16 protein-coding genes are annotated in these 25,823 nt (G+C 67.6%); 8 read left to right on the top strand and 8 right to left on the bottom strand.

What is annotated here, in order from left to right:
* Window positions 1–82: 82 nt before the first annotated feature.
* Window positions 83–2,254 carry a hypothetical protein gene (locus JS531_RS08915; protein ID WP_346427776.1) on the bottom strand — a complete coding sequence of 724 codons (2,172 nt, stop codon included), beginning with the start codon at window positions 2,252–2,254 and terminating at the stop codon, window positions 83–85.
* Between the two features lie 246 nt (window positions 2,255–2,500).
* Here JS531_RS08915 and JS531_RS08910 point away from each other — a divergent pair, with 246 nt between their 5' ends.
* Window positions 2,501–5,809 (top strand): tetratricopeptide repeat protein, encoded by a 3,309-nt coding sequence (locus JS531_RS08910; RefSeq protein WP_240542142.1) that lies wholly within the window; start codon window positions 2,501–2,503, stop codon window positions 5,807–5,809.
* Between the two features lie 15 nt (window positions 5,810–5,824).
* Here JS531_RS08910 and JS531_RS08905 read toward each other — a convergent pair whose 3' ends face one another.
* The 7 genes from JS531_RS08905 to JS531_RS08875 form a co-directional block, all read right to left on the bottom strand.
* The gene (locus JS531_RS08905; RefSeq protein ID WP_214315213.1) at window positions 5,825–6,952 is read right to left on the bottom strand and encodes a P-loop NTPase; all 1,128 of its coding nucleotides are present in this window, start codon (window positions 6,950–6,952) and stop codon (window positions 5,825–5,827) included.
* Window positions 6,953–7,023: 71 nt separating this feature from the next.
* Window positions 7,024–9,756, bottom strand: a complete 2,733-nt coding sequence (gene ligA / locus JS531_RS08900; RefSeq protein WP_240542141.1) for an NAD-dependent DNA ligase LigA — start codon at window positions 9,754–9,756, stop codon at window positions 7,024–7,026.
* Window positions 9,757–9,877: 121 nt separating this feature from the next.
* A complete protein-coding gene (locus tag JS531_RS08895) occupies window positions 9,878–10,897 on the bottom strand; it encodes a cation transporter (protein WP_214315210.1) in 1,020 nt (339 codons plus the stop codon).
* Window positions 10,898–11,062: 165 nt separating this feature from the next.
* Window positions 11,063–12,511, bottom strand: coding sequence for a type I glutamate--ammonia ligase (gene glnA / locus JS531_RS08890; protein ID WP_214315209.1), 1,449 nt, complete (start codon window positions 12,509–12,511; stop codon window positions 11,063–11,065).
* A 267-nt stretch (window positions 12,512–12,778) separates the two neighbouring features.
* A complete protein-coding gene (locus JS531_RS08885) occupies window positions 12,779–13,564 on the bottom strand; it encodes a DUF4191 domain-containing protein (RefSeq protein WP_214315208.1) in 786 nt (261 codons plus the stop codon).
* Window positions 13,565–13,636: 72 nt separating this feature from the next.
* Window positions 13,637–15,187: an FAD-dependent oxidoreductase gene (locus tag JS531_RS08880; protein ID WP_214315207.1), complete on the bottom strand. Its 1,551-nt coding sequence runs from the start codon at window positions 15,185–15,187 to the stop codon at window positions 13,637–13,639.
* Between the two features lie 118 nt (window positions 15,188–15,305).
* Entirely contained in the window at window positions 15,306–15,926 is a 621-nt protein-coding gene (locus JS531_RS08875) for a DUF3043 domain-containing protein (protein WP_214315206.1), read from the bottom strand.
* 132 nt (window positions 15,927–16,058) lie between these two features.
* Between JS531_RS08875 and JS531_RS08870 the strand changes: the two genes are divergently transcribed.
* From JS531_RS08870 to JS531_RS08840, 7 genes are all read left to right on the top strand, one after another.
* Entirely contained in the window at window positions 16,059–17,426 is a 1,368-nt protein-coding gene (locus JS531_RS08870) for a dipeptidase (protein ID WP_214315205.1), read from the top strand.
* A 217-nt stretch (window positions 17,427–17,643) separates the two neighbouring features.
* Window positions 17,644–18,237, top strand: a complete 594-nt coding sequence (locus tag JS531_RS08865; RefSeq protein WP_214315204.1) for an ECF transporter S component — start codon at window positions 17,644–17,646, stop codon at window positions 18,235–18,237.
* A complete protein-coding gene (locus JS531_RS08860; protein WP_214315203.1) occupies window positions 18,237–19,814 on the top strand; it encodes an ABC transporter ATP-binding protein in 1,578 nt (525 codons plus the stop codon). The genes JS531_RS08865 and JS531_RS08860 overlap by 1 nt, the downstream gene beginning before the upstream one ends.
* Window positions 19,811–20,761, top strand: a complete 951-nt coding sequence (locus tag JS531_RS08855) for an energy-coupling factor transporter transmembrane component T (protein ID WP_214315201.1) — start codon at window positions 19,811–19,813, stop codon at window positions 20,759–20,761. The genes JS531_RS08860 and JS531_RS08855 overlap by 4 nt, the downstream gene beginning before the upstream one ends.
* Before the next feature lie 27 nt (window positions 20,762–20,788).
* Window positions 20,789–21,637 carry a PDDEXK nuclease domain-containing protein gene (locus tag JS531_RS08850; RefSeq protein WP_214315200.1) on the top strand — a complete coding sequence of 283 codons (849 nt, stop codon included), beginning with the start codon at window positions 20,789–20,791 and terminating at the stop codon, window positions 21,635–21,637.
* 214 nt (window positions 21,638–21,851) lie between these two features.
* Window positions 21,852–22,808, top strand: a complete 957-nt coding sequence (locus tag JS531_RS08845) for a virulence protein RhuM/Fic/DOC family protein (protein ID WP_214315199.1) — start codon at window positions 21,852–21,854, stop codon at window positions 22,806–22,808.
* Between the two features lie 220 nt (window positions 22,809–23,028).
* Window positions 23,029–25,707 (top strand): alpha-L-rhamnosidase, encoded by a 2,679-nt coding sequence (locus tag JS531_RS08840; RefSeq protein ID WP_214315198.1) that lies wholly within the window; start codon window positions 23,029–23,031, stop codon window positions 25,705–25,707.
* Window positions 25,708–25,823 lie beyond the last annotated feature (116 nt).

Genomic DNA, 25,823 nt, shown 5'->3' with positions numbered 1-25,823 from the left:
GGATTGACTTGTTCAGTATTATGCCGGAGCCCTTGGAAATCGTGCCTTTTCGCTGAATGCGACCTGAAGGTCCGCTCGTGGTTCACAGGGAGAACCACGACATCACGTCGAGATACAGCCTTGGATTGCCGGAGACCATCTCATCCTGACGTCCGGGGGTGAAACAGGAGAGCGCCGCCACGGCCACCGAGCAGAGCAGCACGGCGAACACCAGCAGGCGGACGGCGTCACGCGCGACCGCGCGCGCCCGGAGGGGGCGTCGTTCCCGCAGGAACGGCGCGGCGGCGGTGGGCCGTGGGTCGGCGTCGCCCAGCACGCGCAGCATCACGGGCAATGCGGCGAAGGCGAACAGCCAGCCGAAATCGCACATGTACCGCCAACCCAATCCGGCGCTCGCTGCGTCGAACACGGTCAATCCGGCGCCGAGCGGCAGCATCGCGAGCAGCATGTGCCTGACCGGCGCGGACCCGGACGGCCAGCCGCGCCTGAGGAACGGCAGCACCGATGCGAGCGCCAGCAGCGGGCAGAGGACGAACAGCCCGCCGACCATCGGCTCGGCGAACGACCATTCGGGGAACGGCGTGGGGGAGATGCGCACGAACGGGAAGCCGCCGCCGAGCCGCAGCGGCAGGAACAGGTAGTAGCCGACGGCCAACGGTATGTCCTGCACCGGCTCGTGGAACCGTGTCATGTCGGTGACTGTCAGCTGGTACGCGTTGCCGAAGTCGAATACCGAACCGAACCGCGCATGGTTGTAGGCCATGAGCGGAGCCACCGGCACGAGCGCCGAGACGGCCACCACGCCCGGCGCGCGCAGGGCGTTCGGCAGACTCGCGCGCCCGGCGGCGAGCGCGGAGGCCAGGGCGCGGATCTGGGGCCAGAACAGCGGGAATCCCAGCAGTGCGGCCAGGCAGAACGTGGGACGGCATCCGAAGTTCGCGGCGATGCACAACGCGCCCAGGCCGAGTCTGGGCAGCGACAGCTCCGGTGCGCCGTCCACGCTCCACCGGTCCGAGGGCGTGAGCGGACGCGACGACGTCCGGGCGCCCAGCCACAGCCACAGGCCGAACGACGTCAGCGCCACAGAGGCGGCGAACGGCACCGAATAGAAATTCACCCGGTAGCACAGGTATCCGAAGTTTGCGGCGACCGGGACGAACACGAGCGCCATGAGCGTGGCCGCGAGCGACGTGCGCGGTGCCAGACGGGCGATGAGGCGGATCGTGAGCAGCCACAATCCGAGCAACGCCAGGAACAGCAGCAGATGCATGGCGGCCGCGTTCGGCAGGGTCCGTCCGGTGAGCAGCCGGTACGGCAGGAACAGCAGCACGGCGGGCAGCACGCCGAAATACGAATACCAGCGCCCCTGATAGAACGCGTGGTCCCAATAGATAGGGGTGACACCCTCGGCGAGGAGCCGGTTCCGGGTGTCCACGTCATACGGGTCCGAGGCCGAGGCGAGCGCGTCGGGCACGGCCAGATCGAGCCAGGTGCGGCCGTGCATCAACGCCTCCGCGGTGTACCCGTACTGTTCGAAATCGTACGTATAGCCGCCGGGCGCGTGGAACACGAGCGGCCACGCGTAGGACAGCTGCCAGGCAATGTTCGCGGCCGTGACCACGGCGATGGGGGCGAGCAGGGCCACGAACCCCCATCGCTGTGCACGGCTCGACGTGTCGAGCCGGATGCGCCACAGGGGCGAGCCGGGCCGCCAGACGGCCACGGCGAGCGCCAGGGCGGCCATCACGCCCACGCGCAGCCAGTCGAAGACGAACGGCACGCGCACGTTGGGCCGCACCTCGTCGATCGGCACCACCGCGCCCTTCGCCTCGCGGATCCATACGCGCATCATGCCGGCGCCGCTCGCATGGATGATGAGCGAGCGGGGCGAGGCGGGGGAGATCGTCTCCTGCGGCGAGGCCTTCCCGTCCACCTCGGCGCTCACATGCACGACCGACACGGTCGCCAGCTGCGGGGCGATGACGTCCACGCGCGCATACTCCGACGTGCCGTCCGTCTCCGTCTGGAGCCATGCCTGCGTGGGGTCCGTGACGCGCAGCAGCCCGCCCTCGACCCGCTCCAGACCGGGGCCGAGCGTGTTCTCGGCGGACACGGAGTCCGTGCTCGCGCCGAACGACCCCCAGAACGGCAGGTTGAAGCCGAGACATTCGACGGCGAGGATGAGCAGCGCCACGGCGAGCGCGAGCGCGGCCGTGCGGCGGCGATGACGGAGCTGGCGGGGAAGATGGGGCACGGGGACCATTCTACGGTCGATTCCTCTCAAAGCATCATCGGAGAGGCCATGTCGGGTTGCGTTGGGACAATGTGAGGCATGTCAGCACGTAGTTCCCATTCCCCGCAGCGTTCCCCGTTCGATCCGTTGAAGGACGCCATGGGGGCCGCCCGCCGGTTGGCGAGGCGGCTCTCTCGTTCCGGGCGGAAGACGATGGAGGCGGCCGATCCGTTCGGTGCCGTCGTGGACCGCGCCGCCCGCGAGGCGATGGCCGCCGGGGCGTCCGCGGACGCCCGGGACCGTGCGGAGATGGATGTGGTGCGGGAGCTTGCCAGCCGTTCGCGTCGTCTTGGGCCGTTGGTGAAGCGGCGTGTGTTCGACTTCGACGACGTGCCGGGCCGGCTCGCGCTCGGCTGGGCGCAGCTGCCCGGCCCCGGCGGCGTGCATGGGGCCGGCTTCTCGCTCGGTGTGTTCGCCGACCGTGACCATTTCTCCCAGATCGCGGTGGCGGACGGCAAGGGTCGCGTGTTCGTCGGCTCCGAGATCGGTATGGACGTGCAGACCATGGAGCCCCGGTTCATGTTCGCCAGGGAGCAGCGTGAGGGACGCGTCTCGGGCGGCATCGTGGGCAGGGACGACACCGGCCGCATGGTCTGGCTCGCCTCGTGGCGCCGCGAGCATGACCGGTACACGCTCGAGCAGCTCCGGTATCCGCTCAGGCGCGAGATGCGCGTCGGACTGGAGTATCGGGACGCCGTGGCCACCGCGTTTTTCGCCGCGTACATGCTGCCGCAGATGAGCGGCATGCTCGTGGGATTCGGCGCCGGCAACATCTTCCGGCGCCTCAACCGGGAGGCGCCGATGGGCGCCATCCGCCGTTCCGTGCGCGACATGCTCCGGGTGCGCGCCCACGGCATGCGCGTCTCCGGACTCGAGGACCATTTCGCCGAGCTCATGCGCGAGGCCGGCGCCCTCGACGAGGTGCGCGGGCTGGAGGCCGTGCACGGCGCCGAACCGCTCCACCTGTACACGTCCAGCTATTCCGGCGCCTACTTCTTCAACTGGGATTCCTCGCTCGCCCTCGAGCCCGCGCTGCGCGCGCTCGCCATCGAAGGCAACCTCAACCGTTTCGCGCAGACCAGCGCATGGCTGGAACGCAACGCGCGCCTGGGGCTCACGCCTACCGAGGAGACGGTGACGCGCGAGCAGGCCGCCACCATCGACATGCAGCTGCTGTGCAATCCGGCGCTCATCGCGCTCGGACCGGGCGACGCCACCGACGGCGCGGCGATCCGGGCCGCCGGCGACGACGTCGATACGGACGGCGTCGACACGGACGGCGTCTATACGGATAGCGTCGACACGGACGGTATCAACACGGACGGTGCCGGCGGCAACGCGATGACCGGGCTCATCGAGGCCGCGCACCGCATCGCCCGCCACATCGGCTCCGCGTCAGGGGAGAGGCAGGACACCGGATCGGAGTGGGTGTACCGCCAGAGCATGGCCCTGCTGGTGCGCCGCCTGCGCCTGCCCTACCGGTTCGACGTGGAGATCCGCTCCGACCTCGACGAAGGCCGCGTGGCCGTGGGCTTCACCACCGCAGGCGTCTCGATGATGCCCGCCACCCGATACGACGCCGCCGCGCACCGGTGGGTGACCCTGTCCTCCCGGGAACGCGCCGAGATGAGCGCCGACTACAATCTGCGCGTCGGCCTCATCATGGCGGCGTTCAGCTTCGCCGTCAGCGACAAGGTGCACGAGGTCTCCCTCCACGTGGATTCGCTCGGCCTCGAGGAGGCGCTGGCCGAACAGGATTCGGCCATCCGCGAGATGATGAGCGAGGCGCTCGGCGCGTTCGAACGCATGCACACCGGCGGCATGGGCGCGGTGCGCGGCGGCAAGGCCGAGCCCAAGGACGGCGACTTCCACGGCGATCCCCGACGCACGCCGGCACGTCCCATCGCCGACGGAACCGACGCGGACGGCGCCGGGACGACGGACTCCTCCTCGCCGGACGATGCCGGACAGGACGGCGAGGACAGTCTCGACCGTCGGTTCGAGGACCTCATGAAGGACATCGACATCGACGAGACCGCGTTCGCCGTGCCGTCCGGAGAGCAGGACGGCGACGTGGACGGATTCGGCGGGACCATGGACGGCGGCGCCGGCGAGGACGTCGCGGGGGACGCGAACGCCGACGGCGCCGACGACGAGGGACGGCACGACGATCCGATGGGCGTCCTCAAGCGCAACCCCACCGTCCGCAACCTCGCCACCGTGACCTTCACGCGCGAGGCGTTCCTCACCCGCATCGGCCAGGACGCGCTCGACCACCCCATGGACACGTACCGCATGTTCGACGCGGTGATGGACGTGGACGGAGACGGCGCCCTCAGGCCCGTCAACGCCGGATTCGACCTGCGCGACCCGGCCTACGCGCCGCAGGGTTCTCAGGAGGAGCCGGAGATGTCCGACCGCACGTTCACGCCGGCCGTCGCCGCCGTGCTCGGCACCGACCGGGCCGTCGGCCTGTCCATCCAACGCGTCGACCTCATGCAGCGCGCCGAAGCGGACTTCCACCGGCTCGCCGCCGACGATACCTTGCCTTCCGTGACCAAGGCGCAGGAGGCCATGCGCATCGTCGACATGATCGGCGACCCCGAACTCACCGAACAGGCGCCGCACATCACCAACGCGCTCATCGACGGCATGGACACCCCGTCCGTCACGCTCGCCATGGCCGACGAACTCGACAAGGAGCGGCTCAAGGCACGCGACCTGCTGTTCGGCGGTCAGGTCGACCAGGCGTTCGAGACCGCGGAGGCGGCGCTCGCCCGCGTCGACGCGCTGTACGCGCGCGGCGACGGCGTGCCCCGCTACTTCAACTCGTACGCCGAACGCGTGATCTACAACCGCCTGTTCGCCACCTCCGGGGAGCGCACCGTGCTCATTCCGGACAACCTGTTCTACGCGCACATGGAACTCGCCGACGTGCTCGCGCAGGTCAAGGGCGTCGAGGCCTCTCTCAAGCATCTCAACGCGATGGTGGCGTATGCGCCCGCCTACCCGCTCACCCACCTGAAGCTCGCCATCCAGCTCGCGCGCCGCGAGGACTGGGATTCGGCGCGCGCCGCCTGCCTCAACGCGCTGCGCGTGGCGCTCGACCGCGACGACGCCGCGTTCGCCTACTACCGCTTCGCCTACACCGAATGGATGCAGGACCGGTTCGATACGGCCGTGGCGGCCTACCTGATGAGCGACCACATCGCCCCCGGGCAGATCGCCGCGTTGGAAGGCGAGCTGCAGGAGCTTGTGGCCCGCGCCGATTCGCAGTGCATCCGCGTGCCCGAGGACGTTCAGGAGGCCGCCGAACTGCTCGCCGCGAATGATCTGCCCGTCTGGCCGCACACGGAGGTGGCCGGCATCGTGCGTGACGCCGCCCGCCTGACTGTCGACGAAGGCCTGTTCGTGCCCGCCCGCACCCTGTCCGTGGCGGCGGCGCGCATGAACGACGACGACGGCACCGGCATCGACGTGGTGCAGGCGCAGTTCATCCGCTCGCTGACCGCCTGACCTGCGGCAGCCCCGTCAGGCGGTCATCAGACGCTCGGCGAGCGCGCGGAACTCGGCGCCGATGCCGTCGCCCCTCAACGCGCCGTCCGCGTCGAGCACCGCGGGGCGCCCGGCCTCACCGGTCTCGCGCAGCTCGGGTTCCAGCGGCAGCTGCGCCATCAGCGGCACGTCATAGCCGAGGGCCTCGGTCAGCTGTTCGCTGACGCGTTCGCCGCCACCCTCGCCGAAGATGCGCAGTTTCTCGCCCTTATGCTCGTAGAAGCTCATGTTCTCGACGACGCCGCGCACCTTCATCGGCACCTGCAAGGCGACGAGCCCCGAACGCACGGCCACGTCGGACGCGCTCGGCTGCGGGGTCGTCACGACGACCAGTTCCGCGTTGGGCAGCGCCTGCGCGACCGAGATCGCCATGTCGCCGGTGCCGGGAGCCAGGTCGAGCAGCAGCACGTCGGGCTCACCCCACCACACGTCGGACAGGAACTGTTCGAGCGAACGCTGCAGTCGGGGTCCGCGCCACAGGATCGCGCGGTCGGCGCCGGCGAACATGCCGATCGAGATGAGCTTGACGCCCCACGCCGTGACGGGCATGAGCATGCCGTTCAGGTTCGTGGGCTGCGTGTGCACGCCGAACAGGCGCGGCAGGGAGAAGCCGTAGATGTCCGCGTCGATGGCGGCGGTGTCGTAGCCGAGCGCCGCGAACGTGGCGGCGAGGTTGGCGGTGACGGACGATTTGCCGACGCCGCCCTTGCCGGAGGCGATCGCGAAGATGCGCGTCCTGATGCCCGGCTTGTTGAACGGGTTCTGTTTGCGTTCGGCCTTGAGGTCGGCGACGAGGTCGTCGAGTTTGTCGCGGCTCATCGAACCGACCTCGATGTGCGGGGTGAGCGTCGCGTCCGGGTAGGAGGCGACCGCGCCATTGATCTGGTTGGTGATCGTCTCCGAAAGCGGGCAGCCGGGGACGGTGAGCTCGACGTGCACGGTCACGTCGTAGGCGTCGCGGTTCCCGTCCCCGCCGTCGGGCGCCGGGGTCGCGTCGATCGCCGCGATCATGCCCAGGTCGGTGACCGAGCGTCCGAGCTCCGGGTCGATGACGCGGCTCAGCCTCTCGTAGATGGCGGCTTCGATGTCACGGGTATCAGTCATGCGTCCTCCTCGTCTGTTGCCGTCGTATTGCCGCGTACCACAGTAGCGTGAGAACGTCCGCCATGCCAGAGTCAGGCCTCGCCGGTCTCGAGCAGCGTCGCGAACCGGGCCTCGTCGAGCATCGGGATGCCGAGCTCCTCGGCCTTCGAGGCCTTGGACCCGGCGTTCGCGCCGACGATCACGTAGTCGGTCTTCTTGCTCACCGATCCGGCCGCCTTGCCGCCGCGCGCGATGATCGCCTCCTTGGCGGAGTCGCGCGAATAGCCTTCGAGCGAACCGGTGACGACGACGGTCTTGCCGGCGAGGGTCTGCGGCAGACTGCTCGTCTCGGCCTCGCCCACGCCCACGCCGGCCTCACGCCAGGCGCGCAACGTCTCGCCGCGCCAGTCGCCCGGCTCGCGCGCGGCGGCGAACCAGTGCACCACCGATTCGGCGATCTCCGGTCCGACGCCGTCGATCTCGGTCAACTGCTCGACGCTCGCCGAGGCGATCGCGTCGAGCGAGCCCAGCGACGTGGCGATCAGGCGCGCGGTCGGCGGACCGAGCCGGCGGATCGACAGCGCGACCAGCACGCGCCACAGGTCGGCGTGACGCGCCTTGTCCATCTCGTCGAACATCTTGCGCGTGTTCTCGCCGGGGCGGACGTAGACGGGCACGTCGGTCTCGCCGTTGCGCGTGCGCTTGTGGTCGACGCGCACGATGACCGCGTCCGCCGGCACGTCGTAGTCCGGGTAGTTCGCCGGGTCGAGCGACGCGGTCAGTCCGGTCGATGTCGACGTCATGGATGCGCCGCCCGGCGCCGCGTCGGTCTCGCCGGACCGCACTCCCGCAACGTCCGCGCGCGCCGCCAGCTGACGGGCGGTGAGCTTTTTCGCCGCGGCGGGCGCCGTCCAGAACGCGGGCACCTGATGCCACAGGCCGGATCCGCCGACGCGCTTGCGCACCTTCTTCTTCCGGCCGTTCGCGCCGACGGTCTCATGCACCTCGATGATCGGCGCCTCGCGCCACACGCGCACGTCGCGTAGGTCGGCGGCGGTCAGGGCGAACAGTCCCGCCTCGCTGGACAGGACCGGCGTCTGCGGTTCGGGCAGCGTCAAACCCGTGACCGGCTCGTACGGTTCCGGCTCCTCGCCCGGCTTGACGAGAATCTCGGTGATGTCCGGCGCGTAGGTCGCGACCGACCCGGGACGGTTCTCTTCCGGGTTCGTCAGGGCGATCGCCGATTGGTCGCCCAGATGCTCGATGTCGAACGCCTTGCGCGAGGCGAGCGAGATGACGCGTTCGGTCAGCTGCGCCGGGCAGCTTTCGACGTTCGGGCAGCGGATGTCCTTGTCGCCCTCCTTGGCGGGGGCGAGCTTCGCGCCGCAGGAGGGGCAGTATTCGGGCATCACGAACTCGCGCAGTTCGCCTTCGCGTCCCTTGCGGCGCTCCAACACGGGCCCGACGAGCTCGGGGATCACGTCGCCCGCCTTGCGCACGACGACCGTGTCGCCGATGAGGATGCCCTTGCGCTTGACCTCCGAGGGATTGTGCAGCGTGGTGCGCGCGACCGTCGAACCGGCCACATAGACGGGCTTCAGCACCGCGACCGGCGTGACGCGACCGGTGCGGCCGACCTGCACGGTGATGTCAAGCAGTTCGGTGTTGACCTCCTCGGGCGGGTACTTGTACGCGATGGCCCACCGCGGCGCGCGCGAGGTCGCGCCGAGGGAGCGCTGCAGCGCCAGGTCGTCGACCTTGACGACGATGCCGTCGAGCGCGTGCTCGATGTCGCCGCGGTGCTCGCCGTAGTAGTCGATCATCGCGAGGATTTCGTCGAACGACGTGACGGTGCGGTTGTGCGGCGAGACCGGCACGCCCCATTTGGTGTACAGCGCGTACGCCTCGGACTGGTCATTGACGATATCATGCTTTCCGGTGCGGCCCGCGCCCCAGCGCAGCGTGCCGATGCCGTGCGCGTAGAAGCTCAGACGCCTCGTGGCGGTGATGCGCGGATCCTTCTGGCGCAGCGAACCGGCGGCGGCGTTGCGCGGGTTGGCGAACGGGGCACGGCCCGCGTTCTCCTGCTCGTCGTTGAGCTTGTGGAAGTCGTCCCAGCGCATGAACACCTCGCCGCGGATCTCGACGAACTCGGGGATGTCGTCCTTGTCGCCGCCGAGATTGGCCGGAATGGAGCCGATGGTGCGCACGTTCAGGGTGATGTCCTCGCCGGTGACGCCGTCGCCGCGCGTGAGCCCCTGCTCGAGCACACCATTCCTATAGATAAGATTCAGCGCGAGACCGTCGATCTTGACCTCACAGCTCATCGGCAAGGGCTTGCCCTCCGGCCAGTCGAGGTCGCGCAGGACCGAGTCGTACCAGTCCCTCAGTTCCTCGATGGAGAACACGTCGTCGAGGCTCATCATGCGCGAGGGGTGGCGTACGGACGCGAAGTCGTTGGAGAACGTGCCTCCGACGCGGTGCGTGGGGCTCTGCGGGTTGTCGAGCGCGGGGAACGCGGCTTCGAGACGCTGCAGGCACCTGAGGCGCGCGTCGTACGCGGCGTCGGAGGAGACAGGCGCGTCGTCGATGTAGTAGGCGATCTGGTCGGATTCGACCCACGCGGCGACGCGCGCCCACAGGCGGGCGGCGTTCTCCGCGTTGAGCGTGTTCACGTCGAGACGGTCGAGGCGCACGGCGTCCGCGTCGGTGGGCGTCAACGCCGCGATCCAGCGTTCGCCGCCGGGCGTAAGGCCGGCGATGCCGTCGTCGGCGACGGGCGTCGGCGCGGACGCGCCGCGGCCGGACCCGGCGCCGTCCGTCATCGCGTCGAAATCCCATGCAAGCTGTTCGTCCGTCATATCCCTGCCTTTCGTGCGTTCCGCGCGCGTACCGCAACGATTGTACCCGGCGGACCGAGCAGAGAACGGTTCCCTGTGTACGGTCCTACTTCCCGGCGCGCCAGATGTCGGGCTCGACGTAGATCTCCCACTCGTACCAGGGCAGGGCGGTGCGGATGCTCGTCTCGATCTTGTCGACGGTCTGCACGTCGTAGTCGCGGTCGAACTTGTCGGTCTCGACCTTGAGGCACAGCAGCACCGCGTCCTCGTCCATGTGGATGGCCTGCATGTTGATGAGCCGGTTCACGCCCTGCGTGCCTTCGACCGCGGCGACGAGCATCTCGCGCGTGCGCGGGTCGATGTCCTCGCCGATGAGCAGCGAACCGGACTTGAACGCGAGGGCCGCCGAACCGCACACCAGCACGAGGCCGACCAGAAGACCGCCGATCGCATCGTACAGCTCGTCGCCGGTGGCGATGGACAGGCCGATGCCGAGGCCTGCGAACGCGAGGCCGATGAGCGCGAGCGTGTCCTCCATCATCACGGAGGCGAGTTCGGCGGACTTCGTGCGCCGCCAGAACTTGACGAGCGAATCGCTTTCCACCTTGACGCGCTTCATGCGGTCGCGCGCCTCATGCACGGACGTGTGCAGGCCGTAGCCCTCCAGGCATGCGGAGACGGCGACGACGACGAGCGCGGCGACGAGCTCCAGCGAATCGGCGTCGCGCGGCACCGTGCCCTCGACCAGTCCCGTCAGTTTGCCGACGGCCTGCGAGACGGCGAACACACCGCCGACGAAGAACAGCAGCGTCGCCACGATGAAGCTCGCCAGATACTTGATGCGGTGCAGGCCGAACGGGTGGTCGCCGTCGGTCTTGTGGTCGGACGCCTTGTCTCCCACCATGAGCACGAGCTCGTTGGCGCAGTCGGCCACCGAATGCACGGATTCGGAGAACATGGACGACGATCCGGTGAACGCGGCGGCCGCGAATTTCGCGAGCGCGACGCCGATGTTGGCGGCCAGCGCGGCCTTGACCGCGGCGCCCGTCTTGGCGTCGGCCTTCCCGTTGGCGGCGTTGGTGATATTGGCGGCATTGGCGTTGGAGTTGGATGACGATGACGACATATTGATCCCTCTGTTTCCTCGTTCCCGGAACGTCATTGTATGACGGGAGGCCGCGCCGGAGCATGCCGATGGCCCATATACGGGAAGGCCCCGCCGGCGTGAACCGTGCGGGGCCTTCGACGTGCATCCGATGCGGATCGGCCCGAACGAGGCCGAAGCGAACGATCAGATGTGGTAGTACAGCTCGTACTCGAGCGGGGTCGGGGCCAGACGAGCCTGGTCGATCTCGTCGCGCTTGAGCTCGATCCAGGTCTCGATGAGATCCGGGGTGAACACGTCGCCGGCGGTGAGGAAGTCGTTGTCCTCCTCGAGGGCGTTGAGCGCCTCGCCGAGGGAGCTCGGCACCTGCTTGATGTTGGCGTGCTCTTCCGGCGGCAGCTCGTAGAGGTCCTTGTCCACCGGAGCCGGCGGCTCGATGTGGTTCAGGATGCCGTCGAGGCCGGCCATCATCTGGGCGGAGAAGGCCAGGAACGGGTTGCAGGACGGATCCGGGGCGCGGAACTCGATGCGCTTGGAGGCGGGGGAGGTGCCGGCCAGCGGGATGCGGATGGCGGCGGAGCGGTTGCGGGCCGAGTAGACCAGCGAGACCGGGGCCTCGAAGCCCGGGACCAGACGGTGGAAGGAGTTCAGGGACGGGTTGGTGAACGCCACGACCGCGGAGGAGTGCTTGATGAGGCCGCCGATGTACCAGCGGGCGATGTCGGACAGGCCGCCGTAGCCCTGCTCATCGTAGAACAGCGGCTTGCCGTCCTTCCACAGGGACTGGTGGCAGTGCATGCCGGTGCCGTTGTCGCCGGCGATCGGCTTCGGCATGAAGGTCACGGACTTGCCGGCGAGGGCGGCGGTCTCGTGGACGACGTACTTGTACTTCATCAGGTCATCGCCCGCGTGCTGCAGCGTGTTGAAGCGGTAGTTGATCTCCTGCTGGCCGGCGCCCGCCACCTCGTGGTGGGAACGCTCGAGCTGCAGACCGACCTTCTGCAGGTTGGCGACCATGTCGTCGCGCAGGTCCTGGTTGTGGTCGATTGGCGGCACCGGGAAGTAGCCGCGCTTGACGCGGTTCTTGAAACCGATGTTCGGGGTGCCGTCCTCTTCGGTGTCGACGCCGGAGTTCCACGGGGCCTCGATGGAGTCCACCTCGTAGAAGGAGCGCTGGGCGGAGTTCTCGTAGCGGACCTTGTCGAAGATGAAGAACTCGGCCTCCGGGGCGAAGGACGCGGTGTCGGCGACGCCGGTGGACTTCAGGTAGGCCTCGGCCTTGCCGGCGACCTGACGCGGGTCACGGGAGTACGGCTCGTCGGTCAGCGGGTCGACGATGGAGAAGGCCACGTCGAGGGTCTTGTGCTTGCGGAACGGATCGATGAAGGCGGTGGTCACGTCCGGGACCAGCTTCATATCGGACTCGTTGATGGCCTGGAAGCCCTGCACGGAGGAACCATCGAACGGCATGCCGTCGGTGAACGCGTTGTCCAGGAACTCGCTGACCGGAACGGTGAAGTGCTGCTGCACGCCGATCAGATCGGTGAAACGGACGGAGACGTACTCGACGCCTTCCTTGTTGATGAGGGCCTCGGCCTCTTCCGGCGTATGGGCGAAGATCTTGTTCTCAGCCACGATCGCTCCTTTTATCGAGATGACTTACAGGGTAAAAGCATAGGTGCGCGCGTTTCGCCCGCTCGAAACTTCGGTTACGAGAATGTTTCGTGGCCGGTAACGCAGGTTGTCAATCGTTGCGATGGCGCGTTTCGGCGGGGTGCGCCGGGCGATGGACGCCGCCGGCGTCCGTCCAGAAAGCGGACGCGTGTGGCCGGATACGCGAAGGACCCCGGCCATCCGCGGATGACCGGGGTCCTGTCTTCGCTTTGTGCGCCGGGAACGGCGTCAGCGTCCGCGCATGGCGCGGCGGCTGACCTTCTGCATGCGGTTCGGGTCGATGCCCTTGGGGATGCCGTAGCCGGACTTCTGCTGGAGGGTGCGCAGGCGGTCGTTGAGCACGCCGAGCTCCTCCTTGGTGAGCATGAAGCGGCGGCGCGGGTGCAGCTTCCTCATGAGCGCGTTGGAGTGGTTGGTGGGCACGTAGCTCTTCTGGCGGGTGATGGTCTTGCGCAGGTCCTTGAGACGGGTCTCGTTCTCGCCGGTGCCCACGATGATGCGGTACACGGGGATGGAGGAGCCGGCGGTCACGCCCTTGATGGCGTGCTCCTGACGCTCCATGTTGCGCTTGACGTTCGTGTAGTTGCCTTCGCCGAGCAGGTAGATGCCGTTGTAGCCGGTGCCGCGCCAGATGGCGTCCTTGGTGCGCGCGTCGATCCACACGGGCTGTTCGGGGAAGGTGAAGCCGGCCTTGTTCATGTTGCTGAGCACGCTGATGGCGGCGCCGGGACGGCCTTCGAGCTGACGGTAGCCGACCTTGTCCGCGCGGTTGGTGAGCGTCATCGTGCCGAACAGGAGGCCGAGCATGATGAAGGCGGCCATGATGAAGATCCAGTTGAGCCAGTTCCACTGGAAGATCAGGCCGAGCACCACGCCCACGACCACCGGGGCGAGGATCACGCCGGCGAGCAGCCACGGCAGCTGCTTGTCCTCCTTGTACGTGTACTTGAAGATCTGGATGATCTGCTTGATCGTCCCCGGCTTCTTGTCCTTCTTCTCGTCCTTGTCAGCCATTCTTCCTCGCTTGGATGTCGAATTTGCGCATACTGGCCACAGATTCTATCAGCATGCGTGCCCGCAGGCCGTTCAACGCGTGTGCAACGGGCGCCCGTCGGCCTTGAGCAGGGCTTCGCCGAGGGTCTCGCTGAACGTGGGATGCGGGTGGATGAGCCGTGCCGCCTCACTCAACGGCACGCGGTTGCCGACGAGCTGTTCGGCTTCGGCGATGAGGTCGGAGGCGACGGGGGCGACGATGTGCACGCCGAGCACCACGGGCGTGTCCGGGCGGTCGGCGCGTGCGCCGCTGACGATGGTCATGGATCCGCCGACGCCGCTCATGAGCATGCGCGCGTTGCCGAGCATCGGATACGAGGTCTCGGTGACGTCGTTGAGGTCCGGGTCCGCCGTGGCCTCCTGCCCGGTGAGGCCCACGCAGGCGGCCTCCGGATGGGAGAACACGACCTTGGGGACGGTGGTCTCGTCCACCGGCTTCGGGTCGAGTCCGGCGATGGCCTCGGCCACGGTGACGCCCTGTTCGAACGCGCGGTGTGCGAGCGCGTGTCCGGCGACGATGTCGCCCACGGCCCACACGTTCGGCACGTGCGTGCGTCCGAGTGGGTCGGTGACCACGTAGCCGTGTCCGTCGAGCGTGACGCCGGCGCGGACGAGCCAGTCGAACCCGGTGTTCGGGTCGCGGCCGATGGCGGCGAGCACGATCTCGCTGTACGCCTGGTGTTCCGCGGGATCGTCGCCGATGGTGTAGTGGACGGTGGCGCCGAGGTTTGCTCCGGTGTCCACGCGCGTGACGGCCGTGCCCTTCACGACATGGACGCCCTGGCGGACGAGTTCGCGCGTGAGGGTGACGGCGGTGCGCCGGTTCCAGCCGGACAGGACGCGGTCCTTGCGGATGAGGAGGGTGACGTCCACGCCGGCGGCGTTCCACATGGAGGCGAATTCGATGGCGACGGCGCCGGCGCCGACGATGACGGCGGAGGAGGGAAATTCGTCGAGTTCGAGTGCCTGCGTGGAGTCGATGAGCGCACCGTGGAACGGATCGCCGGGCAGCGGCCGCGGGTGCGCGCCGGTGGCGAGCACGACGTCGCCGGCGGTCACGGTGATGGTTTCGGTCAGCGGTTCGGCCTTGCCGGCCCTGCGGTAGCGTTCGACGGCCGTGCCGTCCGTGGCGCGGATGGTGACGGCGAGATTGGCGGCGGGACCGTCTTCGGATGCTCCGGCCGCTTCGGCCGCCGGCGTTCCGGCGATGACGGCGAGGTCGACGGCTTCGCCGCGCAGCACGGTGACGCCGCGGTGCGCGAGGAGCGCGGCCAGTCCGCCGGTCATCGTGTCGACCACGTGGAGACGGTAGTCGCGCAGGGTGCCGTAGTCGATGCCGTCCACGCGCGCCTGCACGCCGAGTTCGGCGGCCCGATGGACGGTGTCGATGGTGTGGGTGGCGGTGATGAGCGCCTTGGAGGGGATGCACCCGCGGTTGAGACAGGTGCCGCCGAGGGTGGCGTCGCGTTCGATGAGCGCCACCTTCCTGCCGAGTTCGGCGGCGCGCAGCGCGGCGGAGTAGCCCCCCGGGCCGGCGCCGATGATGACGATGTCGAATGCTTCGTTCGTGTGCTCTTCGGTCATATCGTCCATGGTAGCCGGCGCGGGCGGGTTCGCCGCCGGACGAACAAGGCTCCCGCAGCCGGCGGATGGCCGGCTGCGGGAGCCTTGCATGGGTGGGGTGCGTCCGATGGCGCCGGAATCACTCCGGCCAGTGGCCGCGCTTGTCGTAGCGGGGCTTCGGGAGCCTCCAGCGGCGGATCTGGATGGCGCGGCTCCACGCGTACGAGGCGGAGCGGGTGCCCTTGGCCACGGACTTCTCGCCGTACTTGGCGATGAGCTTCTTCTTGAGTCCGCGCCACATGATCCACACGTCGATGACGACGCCGAGCAGGTACGCGTACATGAGGATCATCATGACCATCGAGGCCATGGCGCTCTGGGCCACGGTGGTGATGACCATCGAGCCGATGAGGATGGCGAACGCCACCGGGATGAAGAACTCGCCGATGTTGAAGCGGGCGTCCACGTAGTCGCGGATGTAGATGCGCCAGGGGAGGCGCTCCGACTTGGGCATGTGGTTGAGGTCGCCCTTCTGCATCGCCTCGTATTCGACGTTCTCACGCTCGCGCAGACGGGCCTTCGCGGCCTTCGCGCTGGCCTTGCGGTCGGCCGGCACCAGCGGGCGGATGCCGGCGGCCTGCGCGTCCTTCATCTTCGGGGTGGGGGCGTTCTTCGTGCGGTCCTTCTTCACCGGCTTCGACGCCGCGGCGTCGACGGGCTCCTGGGCCGTCTCCTTCTTCTTGAACGGGTTCCATGTCATGCTTGCAGGTTACGGTGGCGTCTGGACGCGCCATGGCCGCGGAACGGCGTCATACGGGGGCTACGGAGCCCCGCGTGCGACGGCCGGGCGGCGTCGGCGCAGCACTGTCACCTATATAAAGGAGGGTCATCGATGGCACAACCGACCGTGGATGGGATCCGCGCGCGCGTGGAGGCGGACTGGAACCGCATCGTCGACGTGCTCAACCGCAAGATCGCGCTCGGCTCGGTGTCCGCCAAGGGCATCACCGGCGAGCATATGAGGAGGTCGGCCGAATTCGTCGCCGAACAGATGCGCGAGGTCGGCGTCGACGCGAAGGTCGTCCAGTCCACCAACCCGGACGGCACCCCGGGCGCGTGGGAGGTCATCGGCTCGCGCATCGTCGACCCGGACGCCCCCACCGTGCTCCTGTACGCGCACCACGACGTGCAGCCCGTGCCGGACTCGTCCGCGTGGGACACCGACCCGTTCGTCGGCACCGAGGTCGACGGCCGCCTCTACGGCCGCGGCTCCGCGGACGATGGCGGTGGCATCGCCATCCACTCCGGAGCCCTGAAGGCCTTGGGCGACGACCTCAAGGTCAACGTGAAGATCTTCATCGAAGGCGAGGAGGAGATGGGCTCGCCCAGCTTCATCCCGTTCATCGAGGCGCACAAGGACGAATTCGCCTCCGACGTCATCATCGTGGCCGACTCCGGCAACTGGTCCGCCGACATCCCGTCCCTCACCACCTCGCTCAGGGGCAACACGTGCGTCGACGTCACCGTGCGCGCCCTCAAGCACCCTGTCCACTCCGGCCAGTACGGCGGTCCGATCCTCGATTCCAACACGCTCGCCGCGATGCTCATCGCCTCCCTGTACGACGGCAACGGCGACCTCGCCGTGCCGGGCGTCGCCGCCGAGGAGCCGATCGGCGGCCTCCAGCGCGACCTCGACGAGGCGACCGTGCGCGAGGACGCCGGCATCGTCGACTCCTACACGCTCGCCGGCTCCGGCTCGCTCGCCTCCCGCCTGTGGACCAAGCCGAGCCTCACCGTCATCGGCTTCGACGCGCACCCGGTCGAGGGCTCGTTCAACGTGATCAGCCCCGAGACCCGCTTCCGTCTGTCCCTGAGGACCGCCCCGAACCAGCGGCCCGAAGAGGCGCAGGACGCGCTCGCCGACTTCCTCGTCTCCAACCCGCCGTTCGGCGCCGAGGTCGAGGTCACGAAGCTCGAGAACGGCATGGGCTGGGCGATGGATCCGGACGCCGTCGCCACCAAGGACGCGCTCGAGGCGATGGAGGAGGCGTTCGGTGTCGCCCCCATCAACAAGGGCGAGGGCGGCTCCATCCCGTTCATCCCCGAACTGCAGCGCCTCTTCCCCTCCGCGCAGGTGCTCGTCACCGGACCGGAGGATCCGAAGGCCAACGCGCACAGCCCCAACGAGTCCATCTCGCTGTCGGGACTCAAGAACAACGTCATCACCGAGGCGCTCCTGCTCGCCAAGCTCGGCGAGTGACGCGGCCCCGCGGACGATTCATGTGACGTAGCCGACGGAGTCTTGATTTCGTCGGCTACGTCATTTATGGTGAGGAGCTGACACGGGAGCTGCCACAAGGCGGCTGAGAGGAGACCTGAACGGGTTTCGACCGATGGGACGCCGCCGGGCAATGCCGGCCGCGGAATTGTCGCTCTTACCTTCACCCGTGCCTTGTTGAGAGAGGAAAGGCACAACCATGGCTGAAGTGGCCAAGGCCAACTACAAGTGGCGCGTCGTCGACATCGTCGTCACCGCCGTCATCGCCGTCGCATCCGGCGTCATCTTCTGGGGCTGGGACGTCGTCTGCGCCGTCCCGCTGGAGATCTTCGGCGCCGTCACCCCGGGCTTCGAAGGCCTGCTCAACGGCTTCTGGCTGTTTGCCGGCCCGCTCGCCGCGATCATCGTGCGCAAGCCGGGCGCCGCCCTGTTCGCCGAGACGCTCGCCGCGTTCCTCGAGCTCACGCTCGGCAACCAGTGGGGCGTCGGCGGCTCGCTCATCGTCGGCATCCTGCAGGGCCTCGGCGCCGAGATCGCCTTCGCGATCTTCATGTGGAAGAAGTGGAACATCGGCACCATCATGCTGTCCGGCGCGCTCGCCGCCGTGGGCTGCTGGGCCTACTACTGGGCCACCCACCCGGCCTGGAGCGCCGGCTACGTGGCCGTCTACCTCGTCACCTCCATCCTTTCCGGCATCATCATCGGCGTCGTCATGCTCGGCGTGCAGCGTGCGCTCGCCGCCACCGGCGCGCTCGATCGTTTCGCCTCCGGCCGTGCCGAGGCGCGCGTCTGATGCGCATCACCCCCGCCGGCGTCGAAGTGAAGGGATGGGGTTGGCGCCACACCACGCGCAAGGACTTCGCGCTGCGTGACATCAATCTGACCATCCAGCCCGGGGAGCACGTGCTGCTCCTCGGGGCCTCCGGTGCCGGCAAGAGCACGTTCATGGCCGGACTGGCCGGCGTGCTCGGCGGATCCGACGAAGGCGAACAGGAAGGCTCGCTCACCATCGACGGCGTCGAAGCCGGCGTCGCACGAGGCAAGGCGGGCCTCGTCCTGCAGGACCCGGATTCGCAGATCATCCTCGAACGCGTGGGCGACGACGCGGCCTTCGGCTGCGAGAACCTCGACGTCCCACGCGACGAGACCTGGCGGCGCGTGCGCGAATCGCTCGACCTGGTCGGCCTCAAGGACATCGACCTCGACCGGTCCACGCGCCACCTGTCCGGTGGACAGCGGCAGCGTCTCGCGCTCGCCGGCGTGCTCGCCATGCAGCCGGGCCTCCTGCTGCTCGACGAACCCACCGCGAACCTCGACCCGGAAGGCGTCGCCGAAGTGCATGACGCCGTCCGCCATGTGCTCGACGCGACCGGCCAGACCATGGTCGTCGTCGAACACCACATCGACGTATGGATGGACCTCATCGACCGTGTCGTCGTCATCGGACATCCCGACCCGGACTCCCACGTGGGCGGCGTCATCGCCGACGGCACCCCCGAACAGGTGTTCGGCGAATACGGCGACCTGCTCGCGCAAGGCGGGGCGTGGGTGCCCGGACGGCCCATCCCGGACCGCGGCCCCGGACGGCACGGCGACGTCCGGCTCGCTTCATTCGACGAGACGGGCGACGCACCCGTCCCCGGCGGAGGACGATCCGCAGCTGCGGACGCGGACGGCCCCAAGACGGACGACGCACCCGTGCTCGTCACCGAGGACCTGAGCTTCGGACGCGGCTCCGCGCTCGGCTCGCATATCAATCTCGAATTCTTCGCCGGCGAGGTCACGGCCCTCATGGGGCCGAACGGCGCCGGCAAATCCACGCTCGCCCTGACGCTTGCCGGCCTGCTCAAGCCGCTCACTGGCCATGTGCGCATCCGCGGCGACATCGCCGCAGGCGCCCGCGGCGACGAACCGTACGCATGGAGGAGCCGCGAACTGCTCGGCCGTATCGGCATGGTCTTCCAGGAGCCCGAACACCAGTTCGCCGCGCCGATCGTGCGCGACGAGGTCGCCATCGGACCGAAATCACGCGGTGCGAGCCAAGAGGAGGCGTACGCCATCGCCGACCGCATGCTCGAACGCATGAACCTGAGCCGGTTCGCGCCCGCCAACCCGTACACGCTGTCCGGCGGCGAGAAGCGCCGCCTGTCCGTCGCCTCGATGCTCGCCGGCGCGCCGAGGATCCTCGTCATGGACGAACCGACCTTCGGCCAGGACTACGCCACATGGCGTGAGATGGTCGACCTCATCGCCGCCGTGCGCGACCAGGGTTCCGCCGTCATCGTCGTCACGCACGACGAACCGCTCGTCAGGGCGCTGCACGCCCGGCGCATCATGTTCGATTTCGCGAAGGGGGAGACGTCGCGATGAGCGATTCCATCAGGCTTACGGTCCGTCCGGCCGATGCCGATACGTCTGTGTCCGTCGGAGTCGCCGGCCACCCTGGCGAGACGGACGGTTCCCCCACGGCGCTAAGCCGGGCGGTGCATCCGGACGGCACGGTGCTCGTCACTCCGCCGGAGGCGCGCCGCGAACCGGCCCGTCCCGCATCCCCCTCATGGTTCATCGCGAAGGTGAACCCGGTGGCGCGCATCATCGGCGCACTGCTCATGTGCATCCCCATGTTCGTCAGCCTCGACGTGGTTTCCGCCTCCGTGGCATTGGGGCTCGAGGTGCTGCTGCTGTGGATCGGCGGCGTGAACCCGCTGCGTGTATGCCGCAGCACCTGGCCCGTGTGGATCGCCGCCGTGGGCGGCTTCGTCTCCGTGTTCCTGTACGGCCGCACCTCCGGCGACATCTGGTTCTCCGCAGGATGGATCGTGGTGTCCGAAGGCTCCACGTATCTGGCGCTCGCCACGTTCCTGCGCGTGCTCGCCATCGCCGTGCCTGGCGTGGTGCTCGCGCTCGGCCTCGACCCCACCGATCTGGCCGATGGTCTCGTGCAGATTCTGCACTTCTCGCCCCGGTTCGTGTACGGCGGGCTCGCCGGCATGCGTATGTTCACGCTGCTGCAGGACGATTGGCGGGCGCTCGGATTGTCCCGCCGCTCACGCGGTCTCGGCGACGGCAACGCCGTGCGGCGCGGGCTTTCGCAGGCGTTCGGCCTGCTGGTCCTGTCCATCCGCCGCGCCACGAAGCTCGCCACCGCCATGGAGGCGCGCGGTTTCGGCGGCACGGGCCCGCGTTCGGCGGCGCGCGTGAGCCGGCTGCATCCGATCGACGCGGTGTTCTGCGCGATCTCGCTGGCGATTCCGCTCACCGCGCTCGGTGCGGCCGTGTACACCGGCTACTGGCATTTCTCCTTCCAAGGCGCGTGATCGCGGGCGTGAGTCGGACATAAGGGATTGAATCGGCGGACACTGTACTACTGCGTGCAGTTCTACCGTGCGTTCCCGGAGATTGTGAACGCACTGCGTGCACAATCCGGTCTGCTGACATGGACGCATTATCGCAGCCTGCTTCGCGTCACCGACGCCAAAGCCCGTAATTGGTACGAACATGAGGCGCTGGCGCAGAACTGGAGCTCACGCACGCTGAACCGGAACATCGACACGCAATACTATGAGCGGATGCTGATGTCCCAGCATCCCGATCGCGTGCGGCGCGAGATGGAATCCAAGACCGAGCCGTACCAGCAGGACAAACTGGAATTCATCAAGAATCCTGTGGTGGCCGAATACCTGGGTCTCGACCCCAAAACGGATTTCACTGAATCCAAGCTGGAATCCAGCATTCTCGCGAACCTGCAGAAGTTCCTGTTGGAACTGGGCAAGGGATATGCGTTCGTGGCACGGCAACAGCGCATCCACACGGACGAGAACGACTACTACATCGATCTGGTGTTCTACAACTACATACTGAAATGCTTCGTACTGATCGATCTGAAGACCACTCGAATCACCCATCAGGATGTAGGCCAGATGGACATGTACGTGCGCATGTACGACGAACGGATGCGCGGACTGGGGGACAATCCGACGCTCGGCATCGTATTGTGTTCCGAAACCAGCGAAGACATCGCCCGATATTCGGTCCTGCATGACAGCGACCAGCTCTTCGCGGCGAAATACAAGCTCTACCTGCCGACGGAAGAGCAGCTGCGCGCCGAAATCGAAACACAGAAGCACATCTTCGCCATGCAGCAGCGGGACGCCGAGAATCAGAAGAACCTGGATAAAGGAACAGGATTATGACGGCGGATTTCGGCTTTGGCGGCGAAGACTCGCGTTCGGTGGCGCACGAGCCATCCGGGCGTGTGTACCGGTCCGCAATGCGGTTCGTCGTATTACGACACGCCGGGGAAGCCGGAACCGGAAGATATGTTCCGGTCGCCGGGCCGATTCGTAGACTCGTTCGTAATCGATGGACGGCCGCCTTTCGATGGGCACGAAATGATTGGAGCGAACGATGACAAGCAGGGACATCGAACTCTACCGGTCCGATGATGGTTCGGTGCAGCTTGAGGTCAACGTGCAAGGTGATACCGTGTGGCTGACCCAGGCGCAGATGGCGGAATTATTCGGCACGAAAAGTCAGGCCATAGGAAAACATGTGTCCAATATTCTTTCCGATGGCGAGCTTGATGGGTCAACTTGTTCCAAAATGGAACAAGTTCGTGTCGAAGGCGCCCGTCGGGTCAGGCGCACAGTGAATGTGTACAACCTGGACATGGTTATTTCGGTGGGGTACAGGGTTAACTCAAGGCGTGCCACTAGCTTCCGCCGATGGGCCACCAGCGTGTTGCGGCAGTATCTCATGGCGGGTTACGCCGTCAACGAGCGCCGTCTGAACCAGCTGGAGAGGGTCGTCAAGGTGCTGGCCCGCAGCGATGACCGGCTCGCCTCCGGCATCGCCGATGTGGTGTCGAGCTACCTGCCCGGGTTGGATATGCTTCGTGACTATGATGCGCATGCTCTCGCGCCGAATCCTCGGATGAAACCGGTCTGGAAGTTCACGGCCGCGGAGGCGCGGGCATTGGTGGTCCGTCTGCGGGAGGAATATCCTGATGATTCCCTGCTTGGGCAGGAGCGTGGGGATGCGCTTGAGCGCATCATCGGTGCCGTGTATCAGAGCTTCGCCGGACAGGACTTGTATCCGACCGTAGAGGAGAAGGCTGCCCATCTGCTGTATTTCATGGTGAAGGACCATCCGTTCGCCGATGGCAATAAACGTATGGCGGCGGCGTCGTTCGTGGGGTTCCTTGATGGGAACGCCGACGCCTTCGACGATGGCGGCAAGCCGGTCGTCACCAACAACGACCTCGCCGCTATCACGTTGCTGATCGCGGTGAGCGACCCCGGCGAAAAGGATCTCATGATCGACTTGGTGGAACGTATGCTGACCGTAAAGGCGGATGACGAGTGAGGGAATAGTCCAGCCTGATGCGAGGCGAGAAGTGTATGCATCCGATGCCGCCCGATGATTGATGCGCATGGTGCTGTGAAAGTAGGGTCCGGCGTGATTGCGCTCCGTATGCGCGGAGGTCTAGCGTCTCATTCCACGACACGCCGGATTGGCTTCACCGAACGATTGGCGTTATATTTGGAGCGTTCCAATGGAGCGCTCCAAAAAGGAGGTGATTGCGATGACGCAACAACGGACGACAACAGAGGGAAGGCTCCCCGACATTCGGCGGGTCACCGTCGAACATCATGCCGGCGACGTGCTGGGCATCGGCACCGGCGCGCCGCGCATCAGCTGGACGTACGACGAGGACGTCCCGCTGCCGGACGGCGCCGAAGCCGTCATCCGCGCCACCCGCGCAATGCCGGGCGAGAAGCCGGTCGTCGAAGAGACCCGCGTGCCCGCCGGCGATAACATCCTGCACGCATGGCCGTTCACGGAAGCGAAGACGCACGAACAGGTGACGGTGACCGTGATTCCCATGTCGGACGACGCGGACGAAACGGGCCCCGGCACAGCCGCCGGCGATGCCGTCGGCACCGGCGCAAGCGTGCGCTTCGAACCGGGCATCCTGCACCACTGGCAGTGGCGAGGCGCCATGGTCGGACCGGCATGGCCCGAACCGTGGACCGACGGACGCCACGCCCCGCTGATCCGCGGCGACGCACGCATCGAACGCAAGCCGGTCGCGGCGCGCATGTACGTCAGCGCCTACGGCCTGTTCGAACCGTGGGTCAACGGCGAACGCGTCGGCGACGACGTGCTCGCCCCCGGCTGGGTCGACTACGACGACCGCCTGCCGTACCTCACCTACGACGTCACGCCATACCTGCGCCAAGGCGACAACACGTTCGGCTTCAAGCTCGCGGACGGATGGTACCGCGGCCGGTACGGCTACGCGGGCGGCGTCGTGGACTACTACGGCGACCGGCTCGGCGTCTACGCGCAGATCGACGTCATGTACGCCGACGGCTCCCTCCAGCAGATCGTCTCCAACGCCTACGACGGCACGTGGAAGGCGAGGAAAGGACCCATCGTCCGCAGCGGACTGTACGAAGGCGAACGATTCGACGCCCGCTTGGACGACCCGCACTGGTGCGACCCGTCGCACCCCGTGGACGATACCTGGAGCCGTGTCACCGAACTGCCATTGGACCAGCTCAAGCTCACCGCGCTGGAACAGAACCCGATCCGTCTCGTCGGACGCCACCGGCCGGTCGACATCCGCAAGCGGGACGACGGCACGTTCATCGTGGACTTCGGTGTCAACTGCAGCCAGCGCATCCGCCTGTCCATACCGCAGGCGGAACCCGGAACGGTCATCACCATCCGGCATGCGGAAGTGCTCGACGAACACGGCGGACTCGCCCTGCGCCCCCTGCGCCGCGAGGACATCCAGACCGACGAATACGTGTCCGCCGGACCCGCCGCCCAATGGGAGCCGACGTTCACCATGCACGGCTTCCGCTACGCCGCGATCAGCGGATGGCCCGCCGACGAACTCTCCCCGGACGACCTCACCGCATGCGCGTACACCACCGACATGGAACGCCGAGGCTGGTTCTCCTGCTCCGACGAGGACCTCGACCGCCTGCACGACAACATCGTGCGCTCGATGCGCTCCAACTTCCTCTCGTTCCCCATGGACTGCCCGCAGCGCGACGAACGGCTCGGCTGGACCGGCGACATCGCGATGTTCTCGCCCACGGCCCTGCGTCTCGCCGCCGCCGGAGACTTCCTCTCCGACTGGCTCGGCAACCTCGACGGCGAGATCGCACGATACGGCACCGTGCCGCCGTTCATCCCCTTCATCACCATACCCGACTGGCGCAAGGTCGACGCGATCGCCATCTGGGGTGACAGCGCCGTACTGGTCCCATGGGCGGTCTACCAGGAGGAGGGCGACGCCCTCCGATTGGCCCGGCACTATCCCGCGGCCCGGGCATGGATGGACGACGTGGCGAGCCGGCTCGACCCCGACGGCGTATGGCGCCGGGAACCCGACCAGGTCTGCGGACAATTCGGCGACTGGCTCGACCCCACCGCCCCGCCCGACCATCCCGAACAGGCGATGACCGAGAAACCCCTGGTCGCCACCGCGTTCGCCATGCACTCGGCCGAACTGGTCGCGCGCATGGCCGGCATCCTCGGCCATGACGACGACGCCGCGACATACGCGTCGCTCGCGGACCGGATTCGCGCAGGCTTCGCCGAGGCGTTCACCCGAGCCGACGGCGCCATGACCTCCGACACGGAATGTGCCTACACGCTGGCCATCGTCTTCGGACTGCGCCGCGACGACCCCGCATGGACATCCCAGGCGGGCGAACGCCTCGCACGGCTCGTGGAACAAGGCGGCCACCACGTCGGCACCGGATTCGCCGGCACCCCATACCTGCTGCGGGCGCTCGCCCAAAGCGGCCACCGGGACACCGCGTTCCGCGTGCTCACCTGCCGCACCTGCCCCTCCTGGCTCTACCAGGTGACGATGGGCGCCACCACCACATGGGAACGATGGGACTCCATCCGCCCCGACGGCAGCATCAACCCCGGCGGCATGACCTCGTTCAACCACTACTGGCTGGGCGTCGTCGCCGAATGGATGCACGACGAGCTCGGCGGCCTGAAACCGCTCGAACCCGGATGGGACGCGTTCGCCGTGGACCCGCATCCCGGTGGGGGAGTCACCGAGGCGCACGTCGCGCACGAAGGCCCCCGCGGGCGGATCGATCTCCGATGGCGACTACGGGAAGGGAGGCTGCACGTGTCCTTCAACGTCCCCACGGGCTCCAAGGCCCTGGTGAACGCGGGCGGACGCAACGACTGGGTCGGACCCGGACGATACGACATCACCGTCTGAGCCCCTCACATACGCCGGGCGAGGCCGCCCCATCGGGCGGGCCGGCACGGCGGACCACATACGGCGCATGCACGCGGCACACGGATGCCGATGCATACGACAATGAAAAAGAGATA

The sequence above is a fragment of the Bifidobacterium sp. CP2 genome (assembly GCF_018555635.1).
Lineage (GTDB): Bacteria > Actinomycetota > Actinomycetes > Actinomycetales > Bifidobacteriaceae > Bifidobacterium > Bifidobacterium saguinibicoloris.
This window is presented reverse-complemented; position numbering and strand designations above follow the sequence as displayed.